20 protein-coding genes are annotated in these 14,428 nt (G+C 71.8%); 14 read left to right on the plus strand and 6 right to left on the minus strand.

Annotation, left to right across the window (positions count from 1 at the left end):
• Positions 1-18: 18 nt before the first annotated feature.
• Positions 19-468 carry an Asp23/Gls24 family envelope stress response protein gene (locus ACZ411_RS07045; RefSeq protein ID WP_094114864.1) on the minus strand — a complete coding sequence of 150 codons (450 nt, stop codon included), beginning with the start codon at positions 466-468 and terminating at the stop codon, positions 19-21.
• Between the two features lie 216 nt (positions 469-684).
• Between ACZ411_RS07045 and ACZ411_RS07050 the strand changes: the two genes are divergently transcribed.
• The 5 genes from ACZ411_RS07050 to ACZ411_RS07070 all read left to right on the plus strand — a co-directional run bounded on the left by ACZ411_RS07050 (position 685) and on the right by ACZ411_RS07070 (position 4,466).
• The gene (locus tag ACZ411_RS07050; RefSeq protein ID WP_464169507.1) at positions 685-1,308 is read left to right on the plus strand and encodes an RNA polymerase sigma factor; all 624 of its coding nucleotides are present in this window, start codon (positions 685-687) and stop codon (positions 1,306-1,308) included.
• The gene (locus tag ACZ411_RS07055) at positions 1,299-1,943 is read left to right on the plus strand and encodes an Asp23/Gls24 family envelope stress response protein (protein ID WP_094114863.1); all 645 of its coding nucleotides are present in this window, start codon (positions 1,299-1,301) and stop codon (positions 1,941-1,943) included. The genes ACZ411_RS07050 and ACZ411_RS07055 overlap by 10 nt, the downstream gene beginning before the upstream one ends.
• On the plus strand, positions 1,940-2,293 hold the full coding sequence (locus ACZ411_RS07060) for a hypothetical protein (protein ID WP_104345086.1): 354 nt from the start codon (positions 1,940-1,942) through the stop codon (positions 2,291-2,293). The genes ACZ411_RS07055 and ACZ411_RS07060 overlap by 4 nt, the downstream gene beginning before the upstream one ends.
• 69 nt (positions 2,294-2,362) lie before the next feature.
• Positions 2,363-3,643 carry an NAD(P)/FAD-dependent oxidoreductase gene (locus ACZ411_RS07065; protein ID WP_464169510.1) on the plus strand — a complete coding sequence of 427 codons (1,281 nt, stop codon included), beginning with the start codon at positions 2,363-2,365 and terminating at the stop codon, positions 3,641-3,643.
• 166 nt (positions 3,644-3,809) lie between these two features.
• Positions 3,810-4,466, plus strand: a complete 657-nt coding sequence (locus ACZ411_RS07070; RefSeq protein WP_464169512.1) for an NUDIX domain-containing protein — start codon at positions 3,810-3,812, stop codon at positions 4,464-4,466.
• Here ACZ411_RS07070 and ACZ411_RS07075 read toward each other — a convergent pair.
• Complete coding sequence (locus ACZ411_RS07075) at positions 4,463-5,851, minus strand: DUF2254 domain-containing protein (RefSeq protein ID WP_464169514.1); 1,389 nt, start codon at positions 5,849-5,851, stop codon at positions 4,463-4,465. The genes ACZ411_RS07070 and ACZ411_RS07075 overlap by 4 nt on opposite strands.
• A gap of 130 nt (positions 5,852-5,981) precedes the next feature.
• Here ACZ411_RS07075 and ACZ411_RS07080 point away from each other — a divergent pair, with 130 nt between their 5' ends.
• The 3 genes from ACZ411_RS07080 (at position 5,982) to ACZ411_RS07090 (ending at position 8,889) form a co-directional block, all read left to right on the plus strand.
• The gene (locus ACZ411_RS07080) at positions 5,982-6,548 is read left to right on the plus strand and encodes a TetR/AcrR family transcriptional regulator (protein WP_464169516.1); all 567 of its coding nucleotides are present in this window, start codon (positions 5,982-5,984) and stop codon (positions 6,546-6,548) included.
• 137 nt (positions 6,549-6,685) lie between these two features.
• Complete coding sequence (locus ACZ411_RS07085) at positions 6,686-7,735, plus strand: zinc-binding dehydrogenase (RefSeq protein ID WP_464169518.1); 1,050 nt, start codon at positions 6,686-6,688, stop codon at positions 7,733-7,735.
• 50 nt (positions 7,736-7,785) lie between these two features.
• Positions 7,786-8,889, plus strand: coding sequence for a threonine aldolase family protein (locus ACZ411_RS07090; RefSeq protein WP_464169520.1), 1,104 nt, complete (start codon positions 7,786-7,788; stop codon positions 8,887-8,889).
• Positions 8,890-8,931: 42 nt separating this feature from the next.
• Here the strand turns inward: ACZ411_RS07090 and ACZ411_RS07095 are convergent, their stop codons facing one another.
• Complete coding sequence (locus tag ACZ411_RS07095) at positions 8,932-9,156, minus strand: hypothetical protein (protein WP_464169522.1); 225 nt, start codon at positions 9,154-9,156, stop codon at positions 8,932-8,934.
• Between the two features lie 27 nt (positions 9,157-9,183).
• Between ACZ411_RS07095 and ACZ411_RS07100 the strand changes: the two genes are divergently transcribed.
• A complete protein-coding gene (locus ACZ411_RS07100; protein WP_464169524.1) occupies positions 9,184-9,639 on the plus strand; it encodes a VOC family protein in 456 nt (151 codons plus the stop codon).
• A 139-nt stretch (positions 9,640-9,778) separates the two neighbouring features.
• A complete protein-coding gene (locus ACZ411_RS07105; protein WP_464169526.1) occupies positions 9,779-9,931 on the plus strand; it encodes a hypothetical protein in 153 nt (50 codons plus the stop codon).
• A gap of 53 nt (positions 9,932-9,984) precedes the next feature.
• On the opposite strand, the gene ACZ411_RS07110 is transcribed toward ACZ411_RS07105, so the two are convergent.
• Complete coding sequence (locus ACZ411_RS07110) at positions 9,985-10,491, minus strand: DUF6578 domain-containing protein (protein WP_104291302.1); 507 nt, start codon at positions 10,489-10,491, stop codon at positions 9,985-9,987.
• 571 nt (positions 10,492-11,062) lie between these two features.
• Positions 11,063-11,440, minus strand: a complete 378-nt coding sequence (locus tag ACZ411_RS07115; RefSeq protein ID WP_464169529.1) for a nuclear transport factor 2 family protein — start codon at positions 11,438-11,440, stop codon at positions 11,063-11,065.
• A 143-nt stretch (positions 11,441-11,583) separates the two neighbouring features.
• On the opposite strand from ACZ411_RS07115, the gene ACZ411_RS07120 reads away from it, so the two are divergent.
• From ACZ411_RS07120 to ACZ411_RS07130, 3 genes are all read left to right on the plus strand, one after another.
• Positions 11,584-11,811, plus strand: a complete 228-nt coding sequence (locus ACZ411_RS07120) for a hypothetical protein (RefSeq protein WP_464169531.1) — start codon at positions 11,584-11,586, stop codon at positions 11,809-11,811.
• Positions 11,812-11,934: 123 nt separating this feature from the next.
• Entirely contained in the window at positions 11,935-12,147 is a 213-nt protein-coding gene (locus tag ACZ411_RS07125) for a hypothetical protein (protein WP_464169533.1), read from the plus strand.
• Between the two features lie 332 nt (positions 12,148-12,479).
• Positions 12,480-12,938: a hypothetical protein gene (locus ACZ411_RS07130; RefSeq protein WP_464169535.1), complete on the plus strand. Its 459-nt coding sequence runs from the start codon at positions 12,480-12,482 to the stop codon at positions 12,936-12,938.
• 120 nt (positions 12,939-13,058) lie between these two features.
• Here the strand turns inward: ACZ411_RS07130 and ACZ411_RS07135 are convergent, their stop codons facing one another.
• The gene (locus ACZ411_RS07135; protein ID WP_464169537.1) at positions 13,059-13,931 is read right to left on the minus strand and encodes a hypothetical protein; all 873 of its coding nucleotides are present in this window, start codon (positions 13,929-13,931) and stop codon (positions 13,059-13,061) included.
• Between the two features lie 180 nt (positions 13,932-14,111).
• Here ACZ411_RS07135 and ACZ411_RS07140 point away from each other — a divergent pair, with 180 nt between their 5' ends.
• Positions 14,112-14,396, plus strand: coding sequence for an AAA family ATPase (locus ACZ411_RS07140; protein WP_464169539.1), 285 nt, complete (start codon positions 14,112-14,114; stop codon positions 14,394-14,396).
• The last annotated feature ends 32 nt before the right edge of the window (positions 14,397-14,428 follow it).

Below are 14,428 nucleotides of genomic sequence, written 5' to 3' on the forward strand. Positions count from 1 at the left end.
TCCCGTCCGCGGGAGGTGCTACTGGACGCGGCTCGTGCTGCCCTCGTCCTCGTCCTTGTCGTCCGACGGGATGTGCACGTCGGAGACGGTGACGTTGACCTCGGTCACGTCCATGCCGACGACCTGCGAGATGGCGTCGGTGACGGACTCGCGGATCCGGTCCGCGAGGTCCTGCAGGGCGACGGGGTACTCGGCGACGACGATGATGTCGGCCGCGACCTGCTTCTCGCCGACCTCGACGGAGATGCCCTGGCCGCGGTCCTGCTGGCCGATGACGTTGCGGATCGCGCCGACGGCACGGGCCGCGCCGTTGCCGAGGTCGTGCACGCCGGGGACCTGGCGGGCCGCGATGCCGGCGACCTTCTCCACGACGCCGTCGGCGATCGTGTTCTTGCCCGAGGCGGAGCCGGCGGGGGTGTGCTTGGCGGCGGCGCGGCTGGAGGCGGTGGCGGGGGTGACGTCGGTCATGTGGTGCTCCTGGTGGTGGGTGGGGCGCGTCCCGGAGGGGATCGCGGTGCCGGCTGGATGACCGGCACGTCAAGGAGACGGGCGGCGCCCCCGGCTCGTCCCGGACGTCCAGCGTTCCTCCAGGCGGGAGCGGCCGCCCTTCGCTCCGCGGCCACCGGACGGCGTGCGGCGTGCGCTTTCCGGCCAGCGCGGGGATCGGCCCCGCGACCGTCGGGCATGCTCGTCCCGGGGCACGGCCGGGAACGCGGACGTGGACGACGACACCGGCTGGAGGCGATCATCGGCACCGACGAGGACCCGCTCCTCCACGCCGCCGACGCCACCCTCGCGTCCCGCGCGGCCGACGGCGACGTGCAGGCGTTCGCGCAGCTCGCCCGCCGGCACGGACCGCTCCTGCGCGTGTACGCGGCGCGCATCCTCGGCTCCGACGTGGAGTCCGACGACGTCGTGCAGGAGGCCTTCCTCACCGGGTGGCGCCGCCTCGGCGAGCTCGACAGCCCCGCGGGCATCCGCTCGTGGCTGATCCGGATCGTCACGCACAAGGCCATCGACCGGATCCGCGTGCGCCGCCACCACGACGACATCGACGACTGGGATCCGCCGGCACCGGCCGCGACCGGTCCCGAGCGCATCGTCGAGACCCGGCTCCAGCTCGACGCGGTGTGGGACGCTGTCGGGAGGCTGCCGGGCGACCAGCGGAGGTGCTGGCTCCTCCGTGAGACGGCGGGCCTCAGCTACCAGGAGATCGCGGACGAGCTCGACCTCCCCCTCTCCACCGTCCGCGGCCTGCTGGCCCGAGCCCGGCGGTTCCTGCTCCGCGAACTGGAGGCATGGCGATGACGGACGACGCGCGCGAGCGCCCCGAGCCGCCCGACGACCTGATCGACGGGCGCACCATCGACGAGCTCGCGGACTACCTCGACCGCGGCCGCACGCCCGCCGATCCCGGCATCGAGGGGTCGGCCGCCTGCCGCCTCGCCCTCGCCAACCTGACCCGCCTCTCCGAGCTCTCCGCCTCCGGCCTGCGCCGCGAGGCCGACCGCGATCCCGACCGCGACGCCGCGTGGATCTCGGGCCTCCTCGACACCATCGGCGCCGAGGTGCGCTCCGGCCGCGACATCCCGATCAGCCACCCGGACGCGGCCCTCCGCCTCACCCTCACGGAGGCGGCCGTCCGCGGCATCGTGCGCCGCGCGGGCGACAGCATGGGCGGCGTCATCATGGGCCGCTGCGTGCTCGACGGCGACGTGGGGACGCCCGGTGCGGTGATCCGCGTCGAGGTGACCTGCGCCATGGAGTTCCCGATGCCGGTCGCCGGCACCGCCGACCGGCTGCGCGAGCGCATCCGCCAGGCGCTCGCCCGCCACACGGAGCTCACCGTGGGCGAGGTCGACGTGACTGTGGACGACATCCGGATGCCCGGCGACCCCGACGCCGCGGCCGACGCCGACCCGACCGAGGAGCCCCGCCGATGACCGACGACGCCGACCTGTCCCGCCGTCTGACCGCGGCCGTGCGCGCCGTCGACGGCGTGACGGGCGTCTACGCCGCGCAGCCGGTCCTCGAGGCCGCCGCCGTCGCGATCGTCGAGCGGCTGCGCCTCGAGGCCCCCGGCATGCTGGTCGACGTCGACCGGGCCGACGGCTCCGTCCGGGTCGCCGTGCACGTGGCGACGGCGGCCGACCGCCCGGCCGCCGACGTGATCCGCGCGGTCGGCGAGCGCGTCCGCGACCTGGTCGCGGCGGAGCCCGACGGGGACGGCACGGTCCTCGTCCACGTCACGGGCCGGCTCGTCGAGGACGCCGTGGCCGCCGGCCCCTCCTGACGATCGCGCCCGCGGGCCCCGTCCCGCCGCTCCGACCGGGATGTCGGACCCCCGCCCTAGGGTGAGGCCATGACCGATGCCTCCGGCACGACCCCGCACCACGACGTCCTCGTCATCGGCGGGGGGAACGCGGGGCTGTCCGTCGCGGGGCGACTGCGTCGCCTCGGCGTCTCCGACGTGGCGGTCGTCGAGCCGCGCGGCACCCACTACTACCAGCCGATGTTCTCCCACGTCGCGGGCGGCACGGCGCGGGCCTCGGAGGCCACGCGGCCGCAGGGCTCCGTCACCCCGCGGGGCGTCACGTGGATCCAGGACCGCGTCGCCGACGTCGACCCGCACGCGAAGGCCGTGACCCTGGCGTCGGGCCGCCGCGTCTCGTACGGGCAGCTCGTCGTCTGCCCCGGCATCCAGAAGGACTGGGACCGGGTGCCCGGCCTCGTCGCGGCCATGGCGTCGCCCGTCGGCATCTCCAACTACGAGCACGCGTACGCGGCGAAGGCCTCCGCGGTGCTCCGCGAGGTGCGCTCCGGCACGGTCGTCTTCACGCAGCCGGCCGGCCCCGGCACCTGCTCGGGGGCGTCGCAGAAGCCCATGTACCTCGCGTGCGACCACTGGCGCGCCCTCGGCGTGCTGGACGACATCCGCGTGGTGCTCGTCGTGCCGACGCCCACCATGTTCGGCATGCCGCTCATCGACGCGGAGCTCGAGCGCAAGGTCGCCGAGTACGGCATCGAGGTGCGCTACGGCCGGGAGCTGGTGGAGGTCGATCCCGTCGCGCGCACCGTCGTCATCGCCGGGGACGACCGCGCCCGCGCGCTCATGGGCGCCGACCGGCCGGCGCGCGCCGCCGACGCCGACGCCGAGGCCGACGTGCACCGCGAGACCCTCGCGTACGACGTGCTGCACGCCGTGCCGCCGCAGTCCGCACCCGACTGGCTGGCCGGCACCGGCCTCGCCGCTCCCGGCGATCCCGGCGGCTTCGTCGAGGTGGATCCGCTGACCCTCCGCCACCCGCGCTTCCCCGACGTGTGGGCCCTCGGCGACGCGGCCGCCACCACCAACTCGAAGTCCGGCGGCGCCCTCCGCAACCAGACCACGGCGGTCGCGAAGAACCTCGTCGCGGCGCGCGAGGGCAAGCCGCTGCCGCAGACCTACGACGGCTACTCCGTCTGCCCGTTCGTGGTCTCCCGCTCCACCGTCGTGTTCGCGGAGTTCGACGACCGGTACCGGCCGAAGCCCACGATCCCGGGCTGGAAGGGCCTCGCGAAGGAGCGCCGCATCACCTACCTCGCCGACCGGTACGTGCTCCCCTGGGTGTACTGGAACCTCATCCTGCAGGGCCGCGCCTGATCCTCCGCATCGCGTCGGCGGCCGGGTCGTCGGCCGCGGGGTCGCCGACCGCCGGGTCGCATCAGCGGGTAGCTCGCGTCAGCCGTCGGGTCGCCGCAGCCGTCAGGCCGACGGATGCGACCTCCGGCGGACGCGGCGCCCCCGCTCCGTCCCCGACGATGGGAGCATGACGCGCCCCGGTGAGACCGTGCCCGACTCGCGGGGCCGCACCGGCCTCCACCTCCGCGGGACGGACCTCGACCGCAATCCCGACGTGGTCGTGAAGCGCGTGGAGGTGACCTCCGACGGGTGGCACGTGCTCCGCCGCACCACCCTCGACCTGCGGCTCCGCGACGGGACGTGGCAGGCCCAGCAGCGCGAGACGTACGACCGGGGCGACGGCGCGACCGTCCTGCTCTACGCCGCCGACACGCACCGGCTCCTCCTCACCCGCCAGTTCCGCTACCCCGCCTACGTGAACGGCCACCCCGACGGGATGCTCGTCGAGGCGGCGGCGGGGCTCCTCGACGAGGACTCCCCCGAGGACGCGATCCGGCGCGAGGCCCGCGAGGAGCTCGGCGTGGAGATCGTCGCGCTCACGCACCTCTTCGACCTGTTCATGAGCCCCGGATCCGTCACGGAGCGCGTCCACCACTACCTCGCGGCCTACGCGCCCGCCGACGTCGTCGGGGCGGGCGGCGGGGTCGCGGAGGAAGGCGAGGACATCGAGCGCGTCGAGGTCACGCTCGAGGAGGCGCTGGCGATGATCACGGACGGCCGCATCGCCGACGGCAAGACGGTGATCCTGGTGCAGCACGTGGCGCTGCACGGCTTCCCGGCCTAGCCGCGCGCGTCCGCCAGCGCCGCCTCGAGCCCGGCGAGCCGCTCCCGCATCGGATCGGCGTCGACCGGCTCCGGATCCGTCCGCTCGTACGACGCCGCGAGCGCCCGCAACTCGTGGTGCAGCGTGCGGCGCACCTCGTCGTCAGCGACCGCGGCCAGCCGCTCGGCGAGGCGCAGCATCGCGCGCATCACGAGCACGTGCCCGACCCCGTACGCCCGCACCGCCAGGAACGCCTCCGACACGAGCGCGGAGGGCCGCGGCCAGCGGATCTCGACGCGCGGCACGCCGTCGTCGTCCCGGAGCACGTCCACCTCGGGCGTCGGGCGGAGGCACAGGGTGCGCAGCGCGCCGGAGAGGGCGTCGAGCGCGCCGACCGCCGTGTACGGGTCGTTCGTGCCGGAGGCGAGTCCGCGCACGCCGATCTCCACCATCTGCTGCACCGCGTAGCCGATGTCCTGGTGCGGCGTGCGGGCGGGCTGCAGGTCGACGGCGAGGCGGGCGGCGGCGTCGGCGGCGTCGGCAGGATCCGCATCACCGCCAGCACCGCCGCCGCCGCCCACGACCTCGAGCAGCGGGTCCCCGTCCACCACGTGCGTCCCCGGCAGCGCGACGACCCGGTACCGCGCGTCGGCGCGCGCGGCGGCCGCGACGAGCGCCGCCAGGTCGACGCCCGCGACGTACCCGGTGCCCGTGGCGCGCACGACGCGCACCGCGCCCGAGGGCACCGCACCCGTCGGCCCCGGACCCGTAGGCCCCGCGTCCGCGCCCACCCCATCCGCAGGCGCCGCGTCCGTGGCCGCGCGCCCCGCCGCGTCGTCCCGCTCCGGCCGCGTCACGTCGATCACGCGCTCCAGGTCCTCGAGCACGCGCGTCTGCAGCGTCGTGACCTGCACGGACACGGCGATGTGGTGGATGAAGTACACGAGCACGGCGACGTCCGCGACGGCGAGCAGCACCGCGGCGCTCACGGCGAGCACCGGCACGAAGCCGACCACGCCGTCGTCCTCCGTGTGGATGGAGCGCAGGACGATGAGCGCGTACAGGAACGTCGAGGTGAGCACGGCGAGCACGACCTGGTTGCCGCGGTCGGCCATGAAGTTCCGCACGAGCCGCGGCCCGTACGCGGACGACGTGGTGGCGAGCACGGAGATGGTGATGGAGAAGGAGGTGGCGGCGACGCCCAGCATCGTGCCGCCGATCGCGGAGAGGATCGCGCGCCCGCCGGTCGCCGACAGGTCCTCGATCAGCGGGATGTCGTCGATCCCGGCCGCGACGAGCAGCCGGTCGACCTCGACGAGCCCCAGGGCGAGGACCACCGCCCCGACGCCCAGCAGCGCGGGCAGGAGCCAGAAGGACTCGCGGGCGTGGAGCAGCCGGGATCGCATGGTCGAAGGCTAGGCGCCACTCCGGGCGGGCGTCGGGTGACGGCTCCGGACGGACATCCCCCGGACGACCGCGCGGCTCCGTCGTCCCGCGGCCTTGACACGGGTCACGAGTTAGTGTTCGATCAGTCACATGACGACGCCCGGCACCCCCACCCGCTCCACCGCCGAGGCGCAGCGCGCGCGGATCACGACCGCCGCCGTCACCGCCTTCGCGCGCACGGGGTACCACGCCACGCCCGTCACCGACGTGGCGCAGGCGGTCGGCGTCTCCCCCGCCTACGTGTTCCGCCTCTTCCCCGGCAAGCTCGGCCTCTTCGTCGCCGCCGTCGACCGGTGCTACGAGCTCGTCGCCGCCGCGCTGGCGGAGGCGGGCGAGCGGACGCCCTCCACCGATCCCGCCGACCGCCTCGACGCGATGACGCTCGCCTACATCGCCCTCATCGAGGACCGGGACCTCATCCGCCTCCAGGTGCACGCCCAGAGCGCGTGCGAGGTGCCCGAGATCCGGGAGGCGGTGCGGCGCGGCCTGGCCGCCGTGGTGCGGGCCGTGACCCTCGGATCCGGCGCCGACCACGCCGCCGTCCAGCGCTTCATCGCCTACGGCCAGCTCTGCCACCTCGTCGTGCAGGCCGACCTCGCCGCCGTGCCGTCCGAGTGGGCCGGCATCATCTCCGCCGGGATCCGCCACACGGGCTGATCCGCGACCGGCGCCCCCTACGCCCGGCGCGTGCGACGCATCCCCTCGCACCTCCGCCCCTCATCTCACCCCACCCCCTCCATCCGCACTCGTCCACCCGCAGTTGTGACTGTCCGATCACTCACCTAGGAGCCCTCATGTCCCCGTCCTCTTCCCCCGCGCCCCTCCGCACCACCCGGGTCGTCCTCCCCGGCGTCGTCGACCCGTCCGGCCTCCGCGTCGAGGAGGCCGCGGTCGACCACCCGGGTCGCGGCCGGGTCCTCGTCCACGTGGAGGCGACCGGCGTCTCCTACGCCGAGCAGTCGATGCGCCTCGGGCGCTACCCCGGCCAGCCGCCGTTCCCCTTCACGCCCGGCTACGACCTGGTGGGCCGCGTCGTCGAGGTCGGCCCCGGCGGCGACGCCTCCCTCGTGGGCCGGCGCGTGGCGGTCATGACGAAGACGGGTGCGTGGTCCGGGTACGCGGTCGTGCGGGAGCGCGACGCGATCCCCGTGCCCGAGGGCGTCTCGCCCGAGCAGGCGGAAGCCGTCACCGTCAACGGGGTCACCGCGTGGCAGATGCTGCACCGGACGGCACGGGTCGAGCGCGGCGGCACCGTGCTCCTCTTCGGCGCGAGCGGCGGGGTCGGCGGCATCCTCATCCAGCTGGCGCACCACGCCGGCATCCGCGTCATCGGCGCCGCGTCCCCGCGCCACCACGACGCCCTGCGCGCGGCCGGCGTCGTGCCCGTCGACTACGCCGATCCGGATCTCGCCCGTGTCGTCCGCGAGCTCGCGCCCGGCGGTGTGGACGCCGTGTTCGACAACATCGGCGGCGCGACCACGCGGCTCGCCTGGAGCCTGCTCGCCCCCGGCGGCGCGCTCGTCGTCTACTCGATCATCAGCGTCCTCCGGGGCTCCGGCAGCATCTGGCCGCCCTTCCTCCGCGCCCTCGCCCAGGTGCTCGCGTGGGATGCCCTCCCCACCGGCCGCCGCGCCGCGTTCTACGACCTGTGGGCCGGCCACTCCACCCGGCCGCGACGGTTCCGTGCGCATCTCGAGCACGACCTCGGGCGCGTGCTCGCCCTCGTGGCCGAGGGGACGGTCACGGCGAGCATCGCCGCCCGCTTCCCGCTCGCGGATGCCGGGGCGGCCCTCGCCCTCGCGGAGTCACGCACGGTCGCGGGCAAGGTGATCCTGACGCCGTGAGCCGGGACCCCGTGATCCCGAGGCCGCAGGCGGTGCGGGAGGATGGACAGGTGACCGACGCGCCCACCTCCCCCGCCTCCGCCTCCCCCCTCCACCTCCACGACACCGCCGCCCGCGGCTTCGCCTCCGACAACTACTCCGGGATCCATCCCGAGGTGCTCGAGGCCATCGCCGCGGCGAACGGCGGGCACCAGGTCGCGTACGGCGGCGACGCGTACACGGCGCGTCTGCAGGAGGCCGTAGGTGAGCACTTCGGGCGCGGCGCCGAGGCGTTCCCCGTCTTCAACGGCACGGGCGCCAACGTCACGGGCCTCCTCTCGATGCTGCCGCGATGGGGCGCGGTGGTCTGCGCGACCACCGCGCACATCAACACCGACGAGGGCGGCGCCCCCGAGCGCGTCGCGGGCATCAAGCTGCTCCAGGTGCCCACCGAGGACGGCAAGCTCACGCCCGAGCTCATCGACCGCGAGGCGTGGGGCTGGGGCGACGAGCACCGGGCCCAGCCGCTCGCCGTGAGCATCACGCAGACCACCGAGCTCGGCACCGTCTACACGCCGGCCGAGGTGCGCGCCATCGCCGACCACGCGCACGAGCGCGGCATGCGGCTGCACATGGACGGCGCCCGGCTGTCGAACGCCGCGGCCACGCTGGATGCCCCCTTCCGCGCCTTCACGTCCGACGCGGGCGTCGACGTGGTGAGCTTCGGCGGCACCAAGAACGGCCTCCTCTACGGCGAGGCGATCGTCGTGCTCGACCCCGAGGCGTCCGAGGGCCTCGTCTACCTCCGCAAGCTCAACATGCAGCTCGCGTCCAAGATGCGGTTCGTGAGCGCGCAGCTGCTGGCGCTCCTCGGATCCGAGGTCGACGGCGTGCCGCTGTACCTCCGCTCCGCCCGCCACGCGAACGGGATGGCCGCGCGCCTTCGGGCGGCTCTCGACGGCGTCGACGGCGTGGAGTTCACGCAGGAGACGCAGGCGAACGGCCTGTTCGCGATCCTCCCCGAGGGCGTCGCCGACCGCCTCCGCGGCGAGTTCCGCTTCTACGACTGGGACCCGGCCCGCCGCGAGGTGCGCTGGATGTGCTCCTTCGACACCACCGAGGACGACATCGACCGGTTCGCGGCGGCGATCCGCCGGGAGGTCGGCGCGGCGTAGCGCCGCCCCCGACAGCCTCCGGGCCGGAGGCCGTCGCGGCGCCTACTGCCTCATCCGTCGCGCTTCCTCGTCGCGTGTCCGCCCAGAGAGGTGGACCCCGATGGTGACCTGGCCCACGACCATGAGCACCACGCCTCCAGCCCGGAGCGCTTCGTGCTCCGTCACGAGGAACGTGATGCAGCATCCGATGGCCAGGACGCGGACCGCCACGCCGATGATGGCGCAGCGCGTGAAGCGGATGACGCGGTCGTGGCGCGGTGACGACATGGAGCCACCGAGCTCGATACTGATGCCATGGCATCACCGCTCATCTCCGACATCGCTCACTCCGGTCTCACCGTGGCCGACCTCGACGACGCGTTGGTGCTGTGGTGCTCCGGTCTCGGGTTCGTGCTGGAGCGCACCTTCACGCTCGACGCGGAGGTCACGGCGGCGACCACCGGCGTCCGGGGAGCCGTGATCCGCGCAGCGACGGTGACGCTCGGCCCCCACCGGGTGGAGCTGCTGCAGTACGACCCGCCCCGACTGCTCGAGTCCGCCGGCTCGCCCGCACACGTCGGCATGGTGCACATCGCGCTCACGGTCTCCGACCTCGATCGCGTGCTCGAGCTCTGCGATGGACACGGCTGGAGACCAGTCGCCACGCCTCACCGGATGACCGGTGGCGCCAGAGCCGGCACGCGCATCATCTACCTCGAAGGCGCCCTCGGCGGATTCCTCGAGCTGATCGCGCCCCCACAGCACCCGTAGTCCGCGTCGGCCATCCGATCTCGTCTGGTCGTCGACCACCGACCGCCGACCGCCGACCGGACGAACCGGCGCCTCCTGATCTCGTCTCCAGGGGAGATCCCTCCCCGGACAGGTCATACGCCCGGCTGCTCCGGTCTTCGTGTTCGCCCTCCAGTACGACGGACCCGTCGTCGCCCGCGTGCTCCTGATGATCGGATCCGGGATCACGGCGCTGCTCGTCGCCGTGAGGGTCGTGCGCGGATCCGTCGCGGTCGGCAAACGATCGAAGCTCGACTCCGACGACAGGGGCTAGGGCTCCGCGGCGACTCCGGGCCTCTGTCCGGGACTGGTGCGGTAGGGGATCCCCTACCAGGACGTGCTGGCGCCGTGTGGTGGCGCCACGTCCGTGTCATCAGCGATGGTGACGATGTACCCGTAGAGCGCATCCGCTGCATCCTGCGACGAGATGCTCGAGTACGAGCCCCACACGACCACCCGCCCATCGGCGTCGCCGGCCGGAGGTGGAGCCTCAGCAGCGGCAGCGGTCCCACCATGGCGCAGCCAGGAGCCCGACGTATCGCGCACGGGATGCATGACTGCTCCACCTGGCTCAGGAACCATGCCCTCATCAGAGCTCAGCTGTCGGCAGCGCACACTGCGGATCTCCGCCACCTGTCCGCGTACCCGCCTCGACGGTTGGACCACTGCGTCTCCGTAGGCATCGAGCTGCCAGGCGATGCCCGTCTGCCGATCCCCCATCAGCCGGGCCATCCAGTCGAGGTCCGCCGGGTAGACCGTCCAATCCACGACGCCATCCCTCTCGACGAACAGGTGGTCCTCCGCGACCTGCCAGTCAGTGAGCCATATCAGCATGGGCCGATCCTCGCAGGAGAAGGACCACGACATAGCGGCGCAGAGCGGTGTCGTGTCATTCGTCCCCGTCCACAGGCACCAGCCGACGGAGAGCTGTCCGGCTGGGGATCCCTACCCGGACCACCGCGACGGCGTCAACGCGGGACAGCGCGCCAGGGGCGCACCAAGTAGGACCTAGGGTCCTGTCCTCGGCGCCGACGGGGCGCGACTACGAGTCGCGCTTGAGGTCAACCGGGGCCTCGCCTGTTGAGTCGGCCAGTGACGCATTGGCCGAGTAGCCAAACGGCCGTGAAGACCCCGAATGCCAGGACGAAGGTCGGCACTGCTTCAAGGTCCGAGAACGCCACCGCCACTGCGGCCACGGGAAGCGCCAGCAGGGATAGCGTGCTGGCGGGGCGGGTGAACAAGCGACGGGCTCGGGTGCGGACTCGGCCCCCATCGCGATCACGTTGCATGCCCGAACTCTCGCATGCCCGCATGCCCGCATGCCCGCGCGCCCAGCTAAACGCATGCGTGCCGAACTCAGTCCTCTGTGGGTACGCGTCCGGAAGAGGATCCTTTAGCGGAACGATCAGGCGTTCGGTGCGGGTGCGAGTGTTGCGCTTCCGGAGACAACCATCCAGCGCCCGGCAATTCGTTGCCATGAGCGGACGTATTGAAGCCGAGCCTCGATCCGTTTGCCGTGGTCGATCACAACGACGTCTACGACGGACCTGGTCTGGGCGCCGCCGGCAAAGGCCAGCGTGCTGCGACTGATTTCAGCGATCGACTCGAACTTCGTCGTGCCCGACGAATGTGCTCCGAGATCTTCGTCCCGGCTGATGATCAAGCCCTCGGGTGTCGTGAAGATCAGCTCGGGTGCGAGCAGTTGACCAAGCGCATCGACGTCACTTGCGCGCATCGCGTCGAGCAATCGATCCTCGGCAGCATCGACGGTTTCGTGGGACATGGCTGGGGACGACATCCGGAAAGAGTATCTCTGCTCGTTGCGCGGCCTGCGTCCGTACGGGGATCCCTGTCTGGACAACGGGGTGCGACAGCCGATGGCCCACGGGTTGCCGCTGAGCAGCAGGCCTGTGAAAGCGTTGCTGCATGCCCTCACTGCGCCGCAGGCTCAACTTCAAGCTCACGCGCTTTGCGATGTTCGGGCTCCTCGCCAGCACCCTGGGCATCGTTTGCATGGTCGTGTTCCTGACATCAGAGAACAAGACGTTCCTGGTTGCCGGACTGGTGTTGGTCGTATCGGGTCAGATCGGCTTGTGGGTGCAGACTCTCGAGCGGATGCGTCAGGAGGACGCGAAGTGGTCGAAGCGCGAATGAGGGCCTAGTCCGGGTAGCCATCCCCTCGGCGTCCTGGTCGCGCGCGCTCGCCCCTGATCCATAGCCGACAGGGATACTCAGTTTTTCCTAGTCGTCAGGCTGTTCCCGACGCAGGGAGAGGTAGTGAGCAGAATATGTCGAAGCCCTTCCGGGCCCGAGTGGTTCCTCTATGGCCTTGGTGTGTTTGTGCTCTGCGGCGTCCTCCTGGGAGTCACGGCGATTGCTGGCGGTGAGCCACTGACCGGCCGGTGGGCGGCCTTCGTGGTGCTCGGCGTGCCCGCAGGTGTGGTGTTGATGCTGATCGGTGTGGTCACGACGTTCCGCAATAGACGCTGATGCAAGCGCGGCACAGGGAGCCGCTATCGCGTCCGGACGGGAATTTCTCTCCGGACGCCGAAGGCGCCGTCGCCCAGCCAACCGATCGGAGTGTCGCGGTCTCGTGCCTGAGAGGCGAATGCAATTTTCTGCGCGAAACATCTGAACGGGAACGACTCAACCAGCTCTCGGTATGGCTATCGCGCCCGAAGAGCGCGCATACTCCGGCCATGAAGCGTAGAAGCTCGAGTCTTGCTGTAGCGGGTGCAGCTCTGCTACTTGCTGGTTGCACCACGGCCAGCGCAGGGCCCCCATCAGACGCTCCCGAGGACGAGCTGACTGCGACGGTACTCGTGCTCGAAGACGAAGGTGGCTCCGGACCGATGCTGTGTGCGGGGGCAGTTGCTGCGTCATCACCTCCCGGATGTGCTGGATCCGCGATCGACGGGTGGAACTGGTCAGACGTCGACGACGAGACATCGGAGAGTGGGGTCACTTGGGGTGACTACGTCGTCTTCGGCACCTGGGATGGAACACGCTTCACGATGACGCGCCCAGCCGAGCCGGCTCCCGCAAACGCGAACGAGGCCTCCGTGCCGCGCCCAGACCCGGCTGACCAAGACGCCGTGACGCGTGCCATCGAGGACTACAGTTCCAGGCCGTTCTCGCCGACTGGAATGCTCGCAGTAGGCGACAGGGACGGTCGGGCGGCTGTTGACGTCTTCTATGACGACGGCACCATGCAAGCGGAAGCTGACGCCCTCTACGGAGAGGACGTCGTCGTGGTCACGTCTGCCCTGCGTCCGGCGTGAGCCCCAGCGGCTGAGGCCGCAGATGACGCCCCCCCCCCGACTTGGCGTTTACCGGTGGTCTGGGCGCTCCCAGCCATGTTCGCCAGGGGACCGCTACCCCTACCCGGACGCGCCGCGCAGCTAGTCCTCGAGTGCGTCCGGCTGCGGCAACCCGGCGAAGGGTGCCGCGCGGCGTTCGAACTCCGCGCGGTCTCCCGAGGGCAGGAGCCCGCTGGCTCCGAAGCTGATGTTGACCGAGTTCTGCTCCCACCCGTAGGCGGCGGCGCCCTCGTTCCGCTTCGCGAACGTGCCGTCCGCGTCTAGGGACATGTCCTGGAGCGAGAAGAACATCCATTGACTTCCGGGCCCCTCGGCTCCCCCAGCCACCAGCACCTGGTCCTCCGGTCGCGACCCTCCGTACATCTCGACGAGGTCTTCGGGATCTTCCGGCCACCGTTCCTGATCCAGGTACGGCTCGGACCAGCCGTGGGCGACCAGCACCTCGCTCATGATCCGCATCGCCTCTCGCTTGCCGGTCCATGTGTGCGGCACCGCATCCGACTGCCACGTCGGCAGGTTCACCCCTCGCAGCATGGACGGCCCGCCCCACCTGTTCTCGGTCTCGAACGTGATCGACTCCGCCTGAGCAGGATCCGGGCCCGACGACCACGACATCCCGAACCTCGAAGCCAGCCGGTCCGTCATCTCCCGCACCATCGACTCCTGCGTAGCGATCGCCTCATCGAGCGGAGGAGCAGCCAGCGCTTCGGCGGCGCTCCACTCCGCATGCCCGGGGTGTTCACGCCACTGGATGCGCTCCTCGGTCCCGTCCGCCCGCACCACGGTGGTCACGACGGCCGGCGGCGACGTCGCCCAGACCGCAAGCCCCACGAGGGCTGGTACCCCGATGATCAGGGAGGCAATCAGCCAAGTACCGAGGCGTGTCGCTCGGCTCATCGGCGCTCTGCGTGCAGCAGTCGCCAAGCGATTGTGGCCGAGCTCGTGAGGTTCCATCGGTTCAGCTTCTCGGTGAGGGGCTCGTGCCCGCGTCCCTCCATGGAGTGACTGATCCCGCGCCAGGGGCGCATGACCTACACCGCAAGCTGGATTCATGAGGACAACCCGTCGCAATGAGCTATCCCTGACCGGACGGCTCTGCGAGGGCCAGCCGCAGGACTCCCTTAGCCTGACCGAATGGATCAAGGCGACCTCCTCGACCACATCTCGCGCCGCGCGCGGGAAACGGGGCACCCGCTCGTCATCGGCATCTCGGGCTACTGCGGGTCCGGCAAGTCGACACTCGCACGCGAGCTCGTCGCAGAGCTTCCCGAAGCCATGCGGATCCGCGGCGATGACTTCCTCGACCCCGTCCGCTCACACGGCCGGTCGACGGATTGGGACGGCGTGGACCGGCAACGGCTCGCGACCACGGTGCTCGTGCCGTTCAGAGATGAACAGACCAGCGAGTTCCGACGGTAAGACTGGTCCGCACGAGCCCTCGGGGCAGCTGA

This window comes from Clavibacter sp. AC415, from assembly GCF_979252985.1.